The 16384-nt window shown below is 70.9% G+C and carries 17 protein-coding genes and 3 pseudogenes; 10 read left to right on the top strand and 10 right to left on the bottom strand.

Annotation, left to right across the window (positions count from 1 at the left end):
* Nucleotides 1–161: 161 nt before the first annotated feature.
* From AC07DA_RS33235 to AC07DA_RS33220, 4 genes are all read left to right on the top strand, one after another.
* Nucleotides 162–2252, top strand: coding sequence for a polyketide synthase dehydratase domain-containing protein (locus AC07DA_RS33235; protein ID WP_479132009.1), 2091 nt, complete (start codon nt 162–164; stop codon nt 2250–2252).
* Nucleotides 2215–3489, top strand: coding sequence for a zinc-binding dehydrogenase (locus AC07DA_RS33230; RefSeq protein ID WP_479131962.1), 1275 nt, complete (start codon nt 2215–2217; stop codon nt 3487–3489). Before AC07DA_RS33235 ends, AC07DA_RS33230 begins: the two co-directional genes overlap by 38 nt.
* Nucleotides 3378–4523, top strand: a complete 1146-nt coding sequence (locus tag AC07DA_RS33225) for an SDR family NAD(P)-dependent oxidoreductase (RefSeq protein ID WP_479132008.1) — start codon at nt 3378–3380, stop codon at nt 4521–4523. The genes AC07DA_RS33230 and AC07DA_RS33225 overlap by 112 nt, the downstream gene beginning before the upstream one ends.
* A gap of 258 nt (nt 4524–4781) precedes the next feature.
* Entirely contained in the window at nt 4782–5492 is a 711-nt protein-coding gene (locus tag AC07DA_RS33220; protein ID WP_479131961.1) for a helix-turn-helix domain-containing protein, read from the top strand.
* Here the strand turns inward: AC07DA_RS33220 and AC07DA_RS33215 are convergent.
* A complete protein-coding gene (locus tag AC07DA_RS33215; RefSeq protein WP_479131960.1) occupies nt 5474–6049 on the bottom strand; it encodes a dihydrofolate reductase family protein in 576 nt (191 codons plus the stop codon). The two genes, AC07DA_RS33220 and AC07DA_RS33215, sit on opposite strands and share 19 nt — an antisense overlap.
* Nucleotides 6050–6401: 352 nt before the next feature.
* Here AC07DA_RS33215 and AC07DA_RS33210 point away from each other — a divergent pair, with 352 nt between their 5' ends.
* The 4 genes and pseudogenes from AC07DA_RS33210 to AC07DA_RS33195 all read left to right on the top strand — a co-directional run bounded on the left by AC07DA_RS33210 (nt 6402) and on the right by AC07DA_RS33195 (nt 9067).
* Complete coding sequence (locus tag AC07DA_RS33210; protein ID WP_479131959.1) at nt 6402–6629, top strand: MmyB family transcriptional regulator; 228 nt, start codon at nt 6402–6404, stop codon at nt 6627–6629.
* Between the two features lie 161 nt (nt 6630–6790).
* Nucleotides 6791–7616 (top strand): annotated as a pseudogene (locus AC07DA_RS33205) (AraC family transcriptional regulator).
* 33 nt (nt 7617–7649) lie between these two features.
* Entirely contained in the window at nt 7650–7811 is a 162-nt protein-coding gene (locus AC07DA_RS33200; RefSeq protein WP_479131958.1) for a hypothetical protein, read from the top strand.
* Between the two features lie 6 nt (nt 7812–7817).
* Nucleotides 7818–9067 (top strand): annotated as a pseudogene (locus AC07DA_RS33195) (aldehyde dehydrogenase family protein).
* A 329-nt stretch (nt 9068–9396) separates the two neighbouring features.
* On the opposite strand, the gene AC07DA_RS33190 reads toward AC07DA_RS33195, so the two are convergent.
* The 4 genes from AC07DA_RS33190 to AC07DA_RS33175 all read right to left on the bottom strand — a co-directional run bounded on the left by AC07DA_RS33190 (nt 9397) and on the right by AC07DA_RS33175 (nt 12019).
* Nucleotides 9397–10419 (bottom strand): GlxA family transcriptional regulator, encoded by a 1023-nt coding sequence (locus AC07DA_RS33190; protein WP_479131957.1) that lies wholly within the window; start codon nt 10417–10419, stop codon nt 9397–9399.
* Nucleotides 10420–10568: 149 nt separating this feature from the next.
* On the bottom strand, nt 10569–11207 hold the full coding sequence (locus AC07DA_RS33185) for an HD domain-containing protein (RefSeq protein WP_479131956.1): 639 nt from the start codon (nt 11205–11207) through the stop codon (nt 10569–10571).
* Between the two features lie 254 nt (nt 11208–11461).
* Nucleotides 11462–11608 carry a hypothetical protein gene (locus AC07DA_RS33180; protein WP_479131955.1) on the bottom strand — a complete coding sequence of 49 codons (147 nt, stop codon included), beginning with the start codon at nt 11606–11608 and terminating at the stop codon, nt 11462–11464.
* 21 nt (nt 11609–11629) lie between these two features.
* On the bottom strand, nt 11630–12019 hold the full coding sequence (locus AC07DA_RS33175) for an ester cyclase (protein WP_479131954.1): 390 nt from the start codon (nt 12017–12019) through the stop codon (nt 11630–11632).
* Between the two features lie 68 nt (nt 12020–12087).
* Here AC07DA_RS33175 and AC07DA_RS33170 point away from each other — a divergent pair, with 68 nt between their 5' ends.
* Nucleotides 12088–12678 (top strand): TetR/AcrR family transcriptional regulator, encoded by a 591-nt coding sequence (locus AC07DA_RS33170; RefSeq protein ID WP_479131953.1) that lies wholly within the window; start codon nt 12088–12090, stop codon nt 12676–12678.
* Between the two features lie 61 nt (nt 12679–12739).
* On the opposite strand, the gene AC07DA_RS33165 is transcribed toward AC07DA_RS33170, so the two are convergent.
* From AC07DA_RS33165 to AC07DA_RS33145, 5 genes are all read right to left on the bottom strand, one after another.
* Nucleotides 12740–13744: a D-cysteine desulfhydrase family protein gene (locus AC07DA_RS33165; protein WP_479131952.1), complete on the bottom strand. Its 1005-nt coding sequence runs from the start codon at nt 13742–13744 to the stop codon at nt 12740–12742.
* 50 nt (nt 13745–13794) lie between these two features.
* Entirely contained in the window at nt 13795–14220 is a 426-nt protein-coding gene (locus AC07DA_RS33160; protein ID WP_479131951.1) for a MarR family winged helix-turn-helix transcriptional regulator, read from the bottom strand.
* A 100-nt stretch (nt 14221–14320) separates the two neighbouring features.
* A complete protein-coding gene (locus AC07DA_RS33155) occupies nt 14321–14809 on the bottom strand; it encodes a fumarylacetoacetate hydrolase family protein (RefSeq protein ID WP_479132007.1) in 489 nt (162 codons plus the stop codon).
* Nucleotides 14791–15042, bottom strand: coding sequence for a hypothetical protein (locus AC07DA_RS33150; protein WP_479131950.1), 252 nt, complete (start codon nt 15040–15042; stop codon nt 14791–14793). The genes AC07DA_RS33155 and AC07DA_RS33150 overlap by 19 nt, the downstream gene beginning before the upstream one ends.
* Nucleotides 15039–15683, bottom strand: a complete 645-nt coding sequence (locus AC07DA_RS33145; protein ID WP_479131949.1) for an MBL fold metallo-hydrolase — start codon at nt 15681–15683, stop codon at nt 15039–15041. The genes AC07DA_RS33150 and AC07DA_RS33145 overlap by 4 nt, the downstream gene beginning before the upstream one ends.
* A gap of 558 nt (nt 15684–16241) precedes the next feature.
* Between AC07DA_RS33145 and AC07DA_RS33140 the strand changes: the two are divergent.
* Nucleotides 16242–16384, top strand: a pseudogene (locus tag AC07DA_RS33140) (amidinotransferase); the annotation flags it as partial.

Here is a 16384-nt window from a genome sequence, read left to right as displayed (position 1 = left end):
CACGCCCGAGGCGGCAGCTGCCGGCCTGCCTGGGCTCGGCGAGGGCGATGACGGCAGGCACTCCGGCGCGGTGAGCCCGCACCGACGCGTCCGCACAGTGGACCCCGCACGCCCGTGGCCGGGTCCGCCGGCTCACCGCCCCCACCCCGCAGCGGGCACCGCTGGACGTCCGCATCGCCGGCACGGAACTGCCGGCCGCCGTGCACTACGGGCACGCCGCCCGCGCCGGACTGCGCTACGGACCGGCCTTCCAGGTCCTCACCGGCCTCACCGTGTCCGACACCACCGTCACCGCCTCCTACCGGCTGCCCGCCCCGGACACCCCGGCCGACGCCGCGTTCGTGGCACACCCGGTCGTCTGCGACGGTGCGCTGCAGGCGGCCGCGCCGCTGCTGGCCGGGGCCGCGGACGGAAGGATGTTCCTGCCCACCGCGATCGAGACCGCCCGCGTGTGGCGGCAACCAGCCGAGCACGGACGCATCCACGTGGAACCGCGTCACCTCACCGGTTCGGACGCCGTCATCGACGTCACGGTGAGCACGCCGGACGGCACCGTGGCCGTCGAGCTGACCGGCTGCCGCCTGCACGCCGTGCCCACCCGCAACGAGCCGCAGGAGCTGACGACCGTCCTGCGCCATGCGCCGCGGCCCGGACAGCCACCGGCCGAGCCCTCGCTACCGCTGCCCGATCCGGCGCGGCTCGTGTCGGCCACCGCCACGGCCCGCGCCGCCGTCGAAGCGGAACAGGCGGACGACTACCCGCGGTTCGCCCCCATGGTGAAGACCGTGGTCGGCCACTACGCGGCGGCCGCCTTCAGGGAGCTCCTGCCCGGGACCGACCGCTTCGGGCCGGACGACCTGGTGCGGGCGGGGCTGCGCCCCGAGCACGGTGTTTCCTACGCACGGCTGATGGCAGGGCTCGCCACGCGCGCCGGGCTGCTGCGCCGACTGCCGTCGCCGACCACGGCCGGGCGGCAGTGGCAGTTCACCGAGGCCGACGCGACGCCCGGAGCACGGTTGCGGCAGTGCGCGGACCGGTTCCCGCAGTGGGTCACGGCCATCGCCCTGTACACCCGCTGCGGCACCCGACTCGCCGACATCCTCACCGGCCGCGCCGACGCCCGTCAGGTGCTGTTCGGTGACGCCGACCGCCACCTGGTCGAGGCCTTCTACGCCGACACCCCGCAGATGCGCGCCCACAACCACTACGCCCGCCTCGTGCTGCAGGAGGCGCTGCGCACCTGGCCGGCCGACCGGCCGCTGCGCGTACTGGAGGTGGGCGGTGGCACCGGCGGCATCACCTCGGCCCTGCTGCCGGTCCTCCCGCCCCACCTCACGCGCTACACCTTCACCGACATCACACCGGCCTTCTTCCCCCGGGCGCAGGCCCGGTTCGCCGAGTACGACTTCGTCGACTACCGCACCCTCGACCTCGACGGCGACCCGGCCGAGCAGGGCTTCGAGCACGGATCGTTCGACGTGGTCGTGGCGGCCAACGTGCTGCACGCCACGAGCGAGCTGCGCGCCACGTGCACCCGCCTGGCCGACCTGCTCCGCGCCGGTGGGCACCTGCCGGCGGTGGAAAGCCACGACGAGGACATCCTCGGCCCCTGCTTCGGACTGCTGCCGGAGTACTGGTCCCACACCGACGACCGGTCCGGCACCGGCCCCCTCCTGCCCCGCCCTGCTGTCCGGCTGCGGCTTCGACACCGTCATCGACACCGGAAGCGACCAGAGCGAAACCGCCGACGACTACTGCCTGCTCGTCGCGCGCCGCGCAGCACGGCCACACACGCCTGGCACCCCCGCGGCCACCGCCACGGCACCGCGCACGGAGGAGGGCTGGCTGGTCGTCGCCGACTCCGCCGGCCGGCCCCTTGGTTCGGCGTTGACGACCGCCCTCCAGGCAGCCGGGGGCTCGACGGCCTTCAAGCCCCTGTCACCTGCGGACACCGACCCCTGGACCGCACCACTCACGGCTCGGCCGTCGCCGCGCACCGTACTGCTCCTGGGCCGGGACGAGGACCTGTCCGACACCGAAGCCATCACGCGGGCCGCGGGTCTCGTGAGGGACGTGGCGGCCACGGCGGCGGCAGGCGGCGGCCCGACCGCTGCACAGCTGTGGCTGATCACCCCGCCCACCGGGCTGCACCCCGCTCCGTCGGACACCGACGGCGACCCCCGCGCCGCCGCGCTGTGGGGAATCGGCCGCGTCGTGGCGAACGAGCACCCCTCCCTCACCGTCCGGCGTAGCAGCATCGTCCCGTCCGGCGACGACGCCGCCGATGCCGCCCGGCTCCTCGCCGAACTCCTCGACTCCGCAGAGGAGGACGAGATCGTGCTGGAGGACCACGGTCGCTTCGTTCCCCGGCTGCGCCCACTCGCCGCCGCGACCCGGCCCGCCCAGCCACACGACGGCTACCGGCTGCGGTTGAGCCGTCCGGGCCGTAACCACCGGCTGACCTGGGTACCGTGCCGGCCGCCCGAACCCGGCCCCGGCGAAGTGGTCGTCCGTGTCAAGGCCGCCGCCCTCAACTACCGGGACGTGATGCTCGCCGAGGGCATGCTGCCCCCCGACGCCGAACCGGCCACCCCGACCGGCCCGCTGCCCGGCCTGGAATGCGCCGGCGTCATCACGGCCACCGGACCCGACGTCATCGGCTGGTCGGCGGGCGACCGTGTCTTCGCCTTCGCCCACGGCGCCCTCGCCTCACACGTACGCGTACGCGTGGACCAGATCGGCCCCGTCCCCGCCGACATGACGTTCGACCAGGCGGCGACCCTGCCCGCCGTCCACCTGACCGTCCAGCACAGCCTGGGAGAACTCGCCCGCCTCACATCCGGGGAGACGGTGCTCATCCACGGTGGCGCCGGAGGCATCGGCCTGGCCGCCCTCGCCCACGCCCACGCCCGCCACATCGGCGCCCGGGTGATCGCCACCGCCGGCACCCCGGCCAAACGTGACCTGCTGCGCGCACTGGGCGCCGACACGGTCCTCACCTCCCGCGACCTGTCCTTCGCCGACGGCGTACGGGAAGCGACCGAGGGCCGCGGCGTCGACGTCGTCCTCAACTCCCTGGCCGGTGAGGCCATCGCGCGCGGCCTGGAATGCCTCAAGCCGGGCGGCCGGTTCGTCGAACTCGGCAAGCGGGACATCTACGCCAACGCCCCGATGCTTCTGAGGCCCTTCCGCAACAACCTCACCTACTTGGGGGTCGACATCACCCGGCTGATCACCGACGCCCCCGAGCAGGCCGCGGCCGCCTTCCGCACCCTCACCGCCCGGTCACCGACGGCACCTACCGGCCCCTGCCCCACCAGAGCCACCCGGCGTCCCGCGTCAGGGAAGCCTTCAACTCCCTGCGCCACTCGCGCCATCTGGGCAAGGTCGTCGTCTCCTTCAGCGACAGCCTGCCCGTCGCCGTCGAGGAACCCCGGCCCGCACCGTGCCTGGACCCCGGCGCCACCTACCTCGTCACCGGCGGGCTGAGCGGCCTCGGTGCGGCGACCGCCCGCCACCTGGCCACCCGGGGCGCACGCCACCTGTCCCTCGTCTCCCGCCGCGGTGCCGACGCCCCGGAGGCGGCGGGACTCCTCGCCGACCTGCACCGCGACGGTGTGACCGCCGACGTGCACGCCACCGACATCACCGACCCCGAGGCCGTGCGGACGATCCTCAGTGAGGCGGACGAGCGGGGCCGTCGGGTGCGGGGCGTCGTGCACGCCGCGATGCACCTGGACGACGCACCACTGAGCGAGCTCACCGCCGAACGCTTCGCCGCCGTCCTGGCGCCCAAGGTGCGCGGCGCCGCGCACCTGCACACGCTCACCCGAGGCCGCGGCCTCGACTTCTTCGCCGTCTACTCCTCCGTCGCCGCGCTGATCGGCAACCAGCACCAGGCGCCTTACGCTGCGGCCAACCTGTACATGGAATCACTGATGCGCCGGCGCCGCGACGACGCCGAGCCGGGCCTGGCACTGGCCTGGGGCGGCATCTCAGAGACCGGATACGTGGCCCGGTCCCGGATGACCGACACCATCGCCCGCTCCGGCATCGGACTGATCACCCCGGCCACCGCCCTGGCGGCCCTGGACCGCCACCTGCGCGGGAGCGCAGGCCAGGCAGCGGTCGGCGTCATGGACCGGGACAGGCTCACCCAGCTCCTTCCAGCCGTCTGCGTTCCGCGCTTCGGCGGCCAACTGACTCCCACCGGCGGCCTGAGCGGCCGCGCACAGGCCAATGACCTGCGGCAGCGACTCAAGAGCGCCGACGGCGACCGGGCACGCCTGAACCTGATCACCGAGACGCTGGTCGACGCGACGGCGCGCATCCGGCAAACCTCCCCCGACCGCGTGCGGCCCGCGGCACACTTGGCTGATCTCGGGCTGGACTCGCTCATGGGCGCGGAACTGGCCGTCGCTCTCCAGCAGACCTTCCGCTGCGACCTGTCGATGATGGACCTCATGGCCGCCGCCACGGTCGAGGGCATCGCCCACCGCGTCCACCGTGCCCTGAAGCTCTGACCGCGCTCGACCGGGGCGACCACGGGCACCGAGAAGTGGCCGTCACGCTCCATGCACTGAACTTGGGAGCGGGGCTCACCGCACACGGCCGGTGCCCGCGGTCGACCTCTGGCGTTCGTCCGTCACCGCCGGCCAGGCGGCGACGCGCCTGTCCGGGGCTCCCCGTGGGTGCGGTCGGTCGCGCGGCGGAGCAGGCGCTGACCCCGATGGCGTCGGGCAGGCCGGTGCCCGCGCCCTCGCCCGGCGTATCCTGCGGGCGTGGAGCTGCGCTTCGATACACGTCGGTCGGACTCACCGTGGGTCGACAGCGTGTGGACCTGCACCAGCGAGCAGGTCACGACGATGACCTCCGTCGCGGGTGTGCGCTGGGGCCTGGTGTTCTGGCAGCAGGACGGCCGGTCGTACGCGGCCGTCACCGGCCCGGAGACCCGGTCGAGCACGGCACCCGTCCCGGAAGGCGCTGCCTTCACCGGCATCGAGTTCGCCCTGGGCTCCTCGCTGCGTGCCCTGCCCGCACCGGCGCTGGTCGACGGCGGCGTGGAGCTCCCCGACACCACGCGCCGGACGTTCCGGCTGGACGGCGCCCGCTGGCGGACCCCGGCGGCCGATGACGCCGAGGCCCTGGTGGAGCGGCTGGTCAAAGCCGGGATCGTGGTGCGTGACCCGCTCGTCGCCGACGTGCTGCGAGGTCACGAACCGGCGGTGTCGGGACGGACCGTGGAGCGCCGCTTCCGGGCCGCCACCGGTCTGACGCGGGGTGCGGTACGGCAGATCGAGCGGGCCCGTACGGCGGCGGAGTTGCTGGCGGCCGGTGACACGGCCGCCGACGTCGTCGTCAAGCTCGACTACTTCGACGAGCCGCACCTCGCCCGGGCGCTGCGCGCCTTCGTGGGCCGCACCGCCGGACAACTGCGCGACGGCACGGGCGGCGCGATCGCACTCGCCCTGGATCAGCGCTTGACGTCGTAGACCAGCTTCAGGATCCCGTTGGAGTAGCTCTCCGACTCCCGCAGCGACAGCATCTGCTTGTCACGGTCGGCCCGGTGGAACAGGCTCTTGCCGGCGCCGAGCAGGACGGGGAAGACGAGCAGGTTGTACTGGTCGATCAGGCCGGCCTGCGACAGCCGCCGCGCCAGTTCGGCGCTTCCGTGGATGTAGATGGAGCCGCCCTCGCTCTCCTTGAGCTCGGCGACGTCCTCCGTGGTGCGCAGGATCGTCGACGGCCCCCACCCGCCGACCAGGGCGTCGTCCGACAGGGTGCTCGACACCACGTACTTGGGCAGGTCCTTGTAGGAGGCGTGGTCCTCCGAAGCGGGCCACACCGACGCGAAGGCCTCGTAACTGCGGCGGCCGAACATCAGCGCCGTCGTGTCCGCGAGCTCCTCGGCCTTCAGGGACCAGGCCTCCGGGACGAGGTCCAAGTCCTTCACCACCCAGCCGCCGCTGCGGTGCCCCTCCTCCGGCCCACCGGGCGAGTCCAGAACGCCGTCGAGCGACATGAAACCGGTGTAGACCAACTTACGCATCTGTGTCTCCTGATCACGGGCTGAACTCCTGGGATCAGGCTAGGCCGCGGACGGGACGGGTGTCTTGGACGGAAACGACAGCGCGCGGGAACTGCCGGGGAGTCCTCGTGCCCACGCCCCGGCGCACGTGAGGAACACGCTGGACGGAGCTGTGGGCAGGCAGCAGGGCCCGGGCTCACGACGAGGTGTGCCCGGGCCCTGTGTTCGCGCATCCGCGGGGGGTCGGATGTTCATGCCGCGATGACCGGTTCAACGACGGGCTCGGTCGCCGCGTCACGCTCGCGCCCGGGACCTTCACAGGCTCTGCACCGTCCGGCCGCCCCGGTCCAACACCATCGTCGGCACCGCGCCGATGCGGCTCACCGGCACTCCCGCCCTCGTTCTCGGCGAACGCATGGACATCCTCGCCTGGAACCACGCCGCCACCGCGCTCTCCACCGACTTCGCCCGCATCCCGGCCGCGCGGCGCAACTACGTGTACCTGCTTCCGCACCTGGTGGGCCGAACCGGGATCTGCATCGCACGAGGCGCTCCGCTTCCTGACCTCCTGGGCGTCAGACAACCCAGCGCCAGGCAGTGAGAGGCCTCATCCACTGAGACGACTCGCTGACCGCGAACATCGGCGACGGGGAGGAGACGGCACGCGCCGGCCCGGCGTGGCGCCTGGCACGGAAGTCGTGACCTCTTGCACGATCCTCTCGCCGTGGCGAGGACGCCGCGCCCCTGTGCTGCAATCGTGACATGTCACTGGATGAGCTTCGCGACGTGCTGGAGCGCCATGGCCGCCCCGACCTGACCACGGCCATCGGCGGCGTTCGTATCTGCAAGGCGGACCGAGTCGTGTCGCCGGGAGCCTCGATGTCCGGTACGGTCCTCGCCCTCGTCGCGCAGGGCACCAAAAGACTGGCGTTGGGTGACCACGTGTACGAGTACGGGGCCGGGCAGTACCTCATCGCATCGGTGGACTACCGGTGACGGGACAGTTCCTCGATGCCGCGCCGACCTGCCGCGGTCGCCCCATCCCGCGCGACCGGGCCTTTCGGTCAGTGACGCGCCGGGCGAACTGCTCGACGCCATCGTGCGGCTGTTGCGGCTGCTCGACCGGCCACAGGACCGAGGCGTACTGGCCCCATTGATCAGACGCGAAACCCTCTTGCGGCTGATCACCGGGAAGCAAGGTGACGCCGTGCGCCAGCTCGGACTGGCCGACAGCAGTTTGCACCACATCACGCGAGCGGTGCGGTGGATCCGGCAGAACTACGCCCGCCTATTGCGGGTCTGAGAATTGGCGCAACTGTCGGGCATGAGTGTTTCGGCGTTCCACAAGAACTTCCTGGCGGTGACCGGTATGACGCCGATCCAGTTTCAGAAACACATCAGACTGCAAACGGCACGACTGATACTGGCGAACCGCCCGGGCGACGTCACCGGCGTGGGACATTCCGTCGGCTACGACAGTCCTTCGCAGTTCAGCCGGGAATACAGACGACTTTTCGGCGTGCCACCCAGCCGCGACGCGATGCGCATGCGGAACGAGGCCGGTGCGGCAGCGGCCGCGCTGCCCTGAATACCTGCGGCCGGACCGAGAGAAGAGACAGTGATGTCGAGCCATATCATCAACGAGATTTACATCGGCGGTGAGTTCGTGATCCCACACGGCACGGAACTGTTCGATCTGCACAACCCCGCCAGCGATGAGGTGATAGGGCAGGTCCGACTCGCCGACGAGGTCGACGCACGGACCGCCATCGCGGCGGCGTAGCGCGCACTGCCGGCATGGTCGGCGACGTCCAGGGAAGAGCGGATCGACGCACTGAGCCGACTTCAGGCCGCCGTCGCTGCCCACCGGGACGAGCTTCTGGAAGCCGTCACGGTGGAGTACGGCGCGCCGCGGCGCAACTCCTTCATGGTGGACACGCCCGCTGCCGCGTTCGCCGACATGATCAGAACGCTGACGCCCTTTGACTTCACACGGGAGATCGGCCGAGCCGCCGTGGAGCTGGCGCCGGTCGGCGTCGCCGGCCTGATCACACCGTGGAACTCGGACGCGTTCTTCATCTGTGACAAGCTCGCGACCGCCCTGGCAGCCGGCTGCACCGTCGTCATCAAGCCCAGCGAGATGAGCGCAACGCAGACCCACGTCATCACCCGGGCGCTGTGCGAGGCCGGGCTGCCGAAGGGCGTCGTCAACATCGTGACCGGCCGCGGGGACGTCGTCGGCTCGGTGATCACCCGCCGCCCCGACGTCTCCAAGATCTCCTTCACGGGCTCCACATCGACGGGCAAGGTCATCGCCGGCGAGGCCGTCGACACGTTGAAGCGCGTGACGCTGGAACTCGGCGGCAAGTCCCCGTCGATCATCCTCGCGACGCCGACCTCGAAGAAGCGGTCACCGGTGCGCTCATGGCCGGGTTCGTCAACAGCGGCCAGGCGGGCGTGGCCGGCACCCGCATCCTCGTTCCGGAGAACCGGCTCGACGAGGTGCTCACCCTCGTCGCGAAGAAGGTGCAGGAGGACTTCCCCGTCGGTGATCCACGCGATCCGGCGACCGCGATCGGCCCGATGGTGAGCGAGCGGCAGTGGGAGCGCGTCCAGGGCTACATCCGCCGCGGTATGGAGGAGGGCGCCCGAGTCGTCGCCGGGGGCCCCGGCCGTCCCGAGGGTCTCCCGAACGGGTACTTCGTACGCCCGACCGTCTTCGCCGACGTCACCAACGACATGACGATCGCCCGCGAGGAGATCTTCGGCCCGGTGCTCTCGGTCATCACCTATCGCGACGACGACCACGCCGTCGCCATCGCCAACGACACCGCCTACGGCCTGCACGCCTGCGTGTTCTCGTCGGACCCCGAGCGGGCGCGCCGCATCGCGTCACGGATCGAGGCGGGCAGGGTCGCGATCAACGGTGGGTACGAGCCGCTGTCCCCCTTCGGCGGGTTCAAGCAGTCCGGCATCGGGCGGGAGTACGGCGCCTACGGTCCGGAGGGCTTCCTCGAACCGCGGTCCGTGATGGTCTGACCAGCTGGGCCGGCACCACCCCGGTCCAGGCGTGTGGTCCGAGCGGATGCTCCACGGTGGCGTGACCGGCCGGTACGGCATTGCCCGCGATCCGGGCCGGCTGCACGTCCTGGCCCGGGTCGGTCGCCGAAGCCGCGGCTGATCCTGTAGTTCCAGGACAGCGGTCGGCACCCGCCGCCTGGTCTCCTGAAGGACTTTGCCGCTGAGCGCAGGTGCGACCACGGATGATCATCGCGGCACGATGCGGTCCACCGGATCCGCTGGTCCGCCTGGCGACGCCGCCACCAGGCACGAGCCCAGGCCGGCCATGACCGCCCGACAGCCGCGAATCAGACATGAAGATCACGATCTACGTCTGGAGTACCAGGCGCGGGTTGCTGAGGGCCGTTGTGGTGGGCGTCCGAGTGCGTTGTGGCGAACCGGGCTCGGTAATGTCCGGGTGAGACACCGAGCCGGGCTACGAAGACGCGCCGCAATGTCTCCGGGCTGCCGAACCCGGCGGCTCGGGCGCTCTCGGCCACGCTGTGACCGGCGTCGAGCAGTGCTTTGGCGTGTTCCATCCGCATGCGTTCGACGAATCTCGACGGTGTCATGCCGAGTTCGGCGTTGAACAACCGACTGAGGTGCCTGGGACTGACACCGACGAGAACGGCCAGCGAATCCGTGGTGTGTTCGAGTGCGGGCTGCGCCGAGACGAGTTCGGTGACCGCTCTGAGCGCAGGCGTGCGAGGAACGCTCACGGTCAGTGGTGCGGAGAACTGGGACTGCCCTCCCGGGCGCTGCATGAACATGACCAGATTCCTGGCGACGTCGCGAGCCAGATCGGCGCCATGGTCACGCTCGACCAGGTGCAGCGCGAGATCGATACCCGCTGTGACGCCCGCGGAGGTGAAGATGCCACGATCTTCGACGAAGAGCGAATCAACGGCGACGTCGACATCGGGGTAGGCGCGCGCAAGCAGCTCGGTGTGGCGCCAGTGCGTGGTCGCACGGTGTCCTGACAGCAGGCCTGCCGCAGCGAGGACGAACGAGCCGGTGCAGATGGACACGAGTCTGGGCGTGCGGGTGTGCAGGTGTCGGACGGCCTCCGTCAGAGCGGGCGGGATCGGCTCCGTGACGAGGGCATCGCCGCCCGAGACGACGAGTGTCTCGGCGTCGAGTTCCGCCGCGGACGCGTCCACGGACAGACGCGTGCCGATCGACGTACTGACCGGACCGCCGGACGGCGACGCGTAGCACAGCGAGTAGCGTGCGCCGAGACGGTTGGCCTCGGCGAACACTTCAGCGGGTCCCGAGACGTCGAGCAGCTTCATGCCGTCGAACACGAGGAAGGCCACACGGTGGACCGTCATGCTGTACGGCTCCTTTCTTGAGTGGCTCCGACGCGTCCAGGAGCGCAGAGTTCCTTGCATGCCTTGCCTTGCCTTGCCTTGCCGGCCGGCCCGACCTGTCCCGTCCGACCGCCGTGGACCCGCGATGTCGCCGGACCGAGCGGATCAGCTCATTCGGGCCACGCGTTCGCCTGGATGGTCCGGACGAAGTCCTGGCGCTGGAAGCCGGGGTCGAAATGCGCGAGGACGTCGTCGTTCATGGTGCCGAAGGTGGTGTCGGGCCGGTCGGCCATGCCGTCGTAGAAGGCCTTGAGGATGCGGTTCTTGAAATCCGGTCGCGGATGGGCGGCCACGACCTCCGCACGCTGTTCGGGGGTGATCTCGTCGAGTGCCAGACCCAGGACGTCAGTCTCGACACCGAGCGTCACGACGGCAACCTCGGGTGCCAGATGGAGGGGTACCTCCGGCGTGGTGTGCAGTGCGATGGCCAACCAGACGTTGCGCGCCTCCTCCTCGCTTCTGCCGTGGTCGCGGAGGAAGGCGTACGCGGCCTCGGCACCGTCGAGCTCGAAGCGGCGGTCCTTCGTGCGGTAGTCGGCAGTCAGCCCGAGATCGTGGAACAGGCCTCCGACGTAGGCGAGTTCGGGGTCCACTGGGATTCCTCGGGCAGCGCTCTTGAGCATCCCCCACAGGAAGACTCGGTGGGAGTGGTGGAAGAGCGTGTCGTCGGCTGAGCGGCGCACCAGTTGGGTGGCCTCGCGGGCCAGGGTGGTGTCCGGGACCGTGATCCCGGCGATCGTTTCGGGCACTGTTCCTCCTGAAGGTCTGACGTCGGTTGCTCCGACTCACCTCCACGGTTCCTCACCGGTGCCCCTGCGGGTAGCGTCCGAGGGGACATGTGTCCCACAGATCCGGACACGCCGTGCGAGTGGTGACAGCCCTCGAATGCCGTCGCCGCGAGAACTCCTCGCCGTTCCATCAGGCACACGGGACTCCGCCGATCGCCGCTGTTCAGTGTGCCCCGCGCGGTCGCGCCCAGTGGTGTGGGACGAGCCGAGGTGGTTCAGCGGCTCGCTGCCGTGCGGGCGGCCGCCGCTGCCTGCGCGGTGACGTCGGCTGCGGCGCGAGCGGCGCGTCCGGTCAGCTTCCAGGCGATCATGCGCAGGGCGGTTGCCGGACCGGGTGGGAAGACGCCGAGCTGCCCGAGCATGGTGATGTCATCGCGTACTGCCTAGTGGTTGATCACTTTGCCCTCACGCAGGGTGAGGACGTGGATCTGCTCGAAGTCGATCTCTCGCCCGGTCGCGGGGACGGCCTGGTCCAGTGAACCGTTGCGGAAGCGTACGAAGGGACCTGTGTGGCGCCCCTGCATGCGCAGCCGGACCCACACCTGTCCCTCGTTCTCCGCTGTGCCGGTGACGGGAAAGCGCAACTCGCTGAAAGCGGCGCGCATCCAGGCCCCTGATGCGAGCACGCCCGCTGGGCCCGGGATTGAGCAGGCGGAGGGCGCCACGGCTGCCTCGCGGTTGCGGAAGTCCGCCGCGACCACGTCGGCGGCCAGCTTCACGTCTCCGGTGTCCAGAACGCTGAACAGCCCGTGGGCGAGCTCGGTGCTGGTCATTCCCATGATCGGTCATGCCTCTCGTGTCGTCTCGTGCCATGTGAGCCGCACGCTGCGACGTCTCCCTCTTGCGCTCCCAGGCCGCCGCGCGGACGCGGGAGCAGATCCTCCAGCGAGCCACCGAGCTGTTCGCTGACCGCGGCTACGGACTGGTGACCGTCGCGGACATCGCGTCGGCCGCCGGTGTCTCACCCAAGACGGTGTTCGCAAGCGTCGGCAGCAAGAGCGACATCCTGGACCGGATCGTGGACGAGGGCGTGGCCGCGTCCGGCCACGAGCAGGCCGTACGGCACCTGCTCGGCCTGGAGCGGCCCGAGGCCGTCCTGGAGGTACTGGCGCGGGGCACCCGAGCCGGCAACGAGGGGCACTTCCTCGTGCACGAGGCGATCCACAAGGCGTTGCCGGTGCACGAGAACGGCGCGACGTTGTGGGAGCGCGCCACAGCGGCGTACCGGGAGGCCCTGGTCGCGGTGGCGCACCACCTGCACTCACTGCCGACCCCACCGCTGGGCACACCGCGGGAGACGGCAGACGCTCTGTGGTTCTGGTTCGGCCCGTCCGGCTGGCGCACCCTCGTGGTCGACAACGGCTGGCCGTGGGACCGCGCTGAGCAATTCCTGCGCCACACGGCCACCGCCACGCTGTACCCACCCCGATGAGCGTCCACCGGCTCCCGCGTCGGCCTGGACGGACTGCCGCCGGTACGGCGGCAGCGATGCGTCAGGAGAGCACGGCTGGGATCCCGGAGTGGCCGAAGAACCCAGGAAGTCCGCCGGTGTGCACCAGCACGGTCGTCTCACCGGGGCGGACGTCCCCGTCGCGGACGGCGGCACGGAGCCCGGCGAGGGCCCGGCCGGTGTAGACAGGGTCGAGGACCACGCCTTCGCACCGGGCGGCCAGCGACAGGGCCTCGGCCGTCTCCGGGGTCAGTGTCGCGTAACCCGCGCCGATCTGGTCGCTGCGCACCCTCAGTTCCTCGACGGCGGGAGGGGCCTGCGTCAGCGCCGCTGCGTACTCGTGGACAACCGCCTCCGCGCCCCGCCGGGCGCCGGTGTCCACTCCGAGGACACGCCGGGCTCCCACGGCGGCGACCAGCCCGGCCATGGTGCCGCCCGAGCCGAGGGCCACGGCGATGTGCCGGACGTCGGGGCACTGCTCGAGCAGTTCCCGGCCGGCGTCCAGGTACCCTCGGGCGCCCAGGACGCTGGAGCCGCCGAAGGGAATCATGGCGGGAGCCGCGCCCGCCCTGCGCAGCTCGTCGGCGACCTCGTGGGCCGTCGCCTCAAGACCCTCGCCGTCCACGTCACCGGCCCAGACCAGACGGGCGCCGAGGAGGCTGTCGAGCAGGAGGTTGCCGGAGGCCGCGGCCGGCGGTTCGCCTTGGAGGACGAGCACCACGTCCAGGCCGAAACGGGCTCCGGCCGCCGCGGTCAGGCGGGCGTGATTGCTCTGGGCGGCGCCGGTGGTGACGAGAGTGTCCGCGCGCTCGGCGAGCGCTTGCGCCACGGTCCATTCCAGCTTGCGGATCTTGTTGCCGCCTCCCGCGAGCCCGGTGAGGTCGTCGCGTTTGATCCACAGGTCCTCAGTGCGCAGTCCGAGGGCCTTCGCGAGCCGGGGAGCCGGTTCCAAAGGAGTGGGCCAGGTGCCCAGGCGCAGACGTGGGAAGGGAGGGTCGGCCGGGTGGGTTGTGCGGCCGTCCTCTGGTTCGGTGGTACCAGAGTCCATATGTGTCTCCTGTCCGTGGAGTGGCCCAGTGGCGGTGCAGCCGTCGCCGTTCAGGTCCGTAGGTGGGTGGTCAGGCGGGCCAAGAGGGAGACACAGTCGCGTAGTTGCTGCTGTTCCGTTGGGTTGAGTGTCTCGTTGATGGCGCTGCTGAGCCGGTCGGAGCGCTGGCCCCGTTCCCTGCGGAGGCGGGCTCGTCCGGTGTCGGTGATGTGCACCAGGAGCTTGCGCCGGTCGGTCGGATGGGGCTCGGTGCGCACGAGTCCGCCGGCGCGCAGGTCCTTGACGGTTTTGGCGGACGACTGGTGCGTGACTCCCCGGCGGTGCGCCAGTTCGGCCGTGGTCTGCGGACCGGTGCGGTCGAGATGGCCGAGGATGGCGGCTTCGCCGGAGGGCATGGTGTCCACGGTTCGTACGGCGCGGACCAGTTCGCCGATCACCTGCCGCAGGTCTTCTGCCAGGGTGTCCTCCTCGTTCATGGGGTGCATCCTATGCGCGTCGTGCAACCAGCGTGTACAACTGGGTTGTATTCCAGCCCGGGTGAGGCGGCAGCCGAGGGTGACGTGGCCGGCTGTGGGGTCATCGCGGTCCGTGCTCGTGCCACAGGGCGCGGGTGTCGGGAAGGGGGTCGGTGGTGGTGGGATTGACGGCCGCTCCGATGCCTTCCACCGCGGTGACCAGTGTCTGGCCGGGGGAGAGGGTGGCCTCGGCTGCGGACGTCCGGCCGGGCGTGCCGGTGAGGATGACGTCACCGGGTTCCAGGGTGAGGAAGGTGCTGCAGTAGGCGAGCAGTTCGGCGGGGGTGAACAGGAGGTCGCTGGTGGAGCCGCGTTGCCATTCGACGCCGTCGACGGTGAAGGTGACGGTGAGGTCGGCGGCGTTGTCGAGTTCGTCGGGTGTGACCAGCACGGGGCCGAGCGGGGTCGAGCGATCGAAGACCTTGCCCTGGAGCGCTTCGGTGGTGCGGTGTTGCCAGTCCCGCAGGGACATGTCGTTGGCGACGGTATAACCGGCGATGGCCTCGTTCGCCTCCGTCACGCCGGCGCGGCTCAGGCGTCGTCCGGCGATGACGGCCAGTTCGGCTTCGCCGTCGATGCGGTCGCTGATCCGCGGGCGTAGTGAGCGGTTCGCGCGTCGACCTCTCCGGTCTCCGTCAGGTGTTCGCGCCGAAGGCAGGCGTCGACGGCATGAGCGGCGTCGACGAGGACGGCGCGGTCGCCCTCGACGCGGGCCGCGGTGAGGGTGTCGTCGATGCGGAGGGTGGCGAAGCGCACGGCTGTTCCTCGTGGTGTCCGGGTCACAGCTGGATGGTGGTGCCGGGGGTCAAGCATGTGAGGGGAATGCCGGTCAGGCCGCTCTCGCCGAGGAGAGTGGCGGTGGACTGCCGGCCGAGGTCGCTGAGCATGAGCTCGTGGATCTGGATGACCTGCTCGGGCTTGACCGCGCGGACGTAGTCGGCCGCTTCGCCGAGTTTGGTCCAGGGGCCGCTCGTCGGCAGCAGCAGCGTGTGCACCGAGGCGGCCGGGACGAAGTAGGCGTCCCCCGGGTGGTAGAGGGCTCCGTCGTCGATGAGGTAGCCGACGTTGTCGGGGCAGGGGATGTCCACGTGGATCAGCGCGTGGCGTTGGCCGTGGACGGCGACGGTGAAGGAACCGATGGTGAAGGTGTCACCGGCGGCGACGGCTCGGACGCGGCCGTCGTGGCCGCCGAGCGTGTCCACGACCGCGGCCGGTGCGTAGACGCGCAGGTCGGGCTGGGCCCGCAGGGCTGCGGCGACGGTCTCCTCGTCGAAGTGATCGAAGTGCTCGTGGGTGATCAGTACGGCGTGGGCCCGCGAGACGGCCTCGGCCGCTTCCGGGGTGAAGGTGCCGGGGTCGATCACGAGACGGACGCCGTCCTTTTCCAGGCCGACGCAGGCGTGGGCGTACTTGGTGAAGCGCATGGAAGGTCCTTTCCCGGAACCAGCGGTCTACAACTAGACTGTACAACATGGCTGCATGACATGTTTTTGGCACTCGTGGGCGTCGAGTCCGGGGTGGTTTGGACGCTGTCCGCGGGCGGCGTGCCGCGGTGCGCGCTCGTGAGCTCCGGCGGTGCACGCGGGGGCGCACGGACCGGGCCCCCGCAGGCGGCCCGGTCCTCACCCTCGCGGAGCGGGGCTGCGGCCTGTGACCGTGAACGCTTGGCTCATCACCGCAGGTGTCCGGCGGGCCCGGAGCACGCCTCACGGCGTGGGTCCGCCGGTGTTGCGGACGGCATCGCTGCCGTCGACGGGCCGCACCAGCCTCGCAGCCGCGCACCGCATCCCGACGAGAGCCCACGCGCTGCCCGCCATTCGGAGCATCCGGGGCGCATCCGGCCGGGGCCTGTAGATGATGGGGGATATGACCTACGACGAGGACCGGGGTGCTCTGTGAGGGATGGCCGGCGTTCCTTCGGTGACCTGCGCGCTGACGCTGCCGACCGAAGCGTGGACGCCTCGCACCGGCGGCTTGTGGCGATGGCCGACAGCGGTCGGGCGAAGCCGCTCATTTCACCGGTCTGTTCCCACACCGAGTGGGACCCGCTGGAGGAGATCATCGTGGGTCGTCTGGAGGGGGCGACGATCCCGTCCGACCACGAGGTGGTCACCTGCAACGTGCC

This window comes from Streptomyces sp. NPDC044921 (assembly GCF_056432865.1).
This window is presented reverse-complemented; position numbering and strand designations above follow the sequence as displayed.

Coding starts and splice junctions, on each gene's coding strand:
- AC07DA_RS33215 (WP_479131960.1), bottom strand. CDS start 6,049: ATGCGTAAGTTGGTCTACACCGGTTTCATGTCGCTCGACGGCGTTCTG.
- AC07DA_RS33210 (WP_479131959.1), top strand. CDS start 6,402: ATGCGGCTCACCGGCACTCCCGCCCTCGTTCTCGGCGAACGCATGGAC.
- AC07DA_RS33200 (WP_479131958.1), top strand. CDS start 7,650: ATGTCGAGCCATATCATCAACGAGATTTACATCGGCGGTGAGTTCGTG.
- AC07DA_RS33190 (WP_479131957.1), bottom strand. CDS start 10,419: ATGACGGTCCACCGTGTGGCCTTCCTCGTGTTCGACGGCATGAAGCTG.
- AC07DA_RS33180 (WP_479131955.1), bottom strand. CDS start 11,608: ATGCTCGGGCAGCTCGGCGTCTTCCCACCCGGTCCGGCAACCGCCCTG.
- AC07DA_RS33175 (WP_479131954.1), bottom strand. CDS start 12,019: ATGACCAGCACCGAGCTCGCCCACGGGCTGTTCAGCGTTCTGGACACC.
- AC07DA_RS33165 (WP_479131952.1), bottom strand. CDS start 13,744: ATGGACTCTGGTACCACCGAACCAGAGGACGGCCGCACAACCCACCCG.
- AC07DA_RS33160 (WP_479131951.1), bottom strand. CDS start 14,220: ATGAACGAGGAGGACACCCTGGCAGAAGACCTGCGGCAGGTGATCGGC.
- AC07DA_RS33145 (WP_479131949.1), bottom strand. CDS start 15,683: ATGCGCTTCACCAAGTACGCCCACGCCTGCGTCGGCCTGGAAAAGGAC.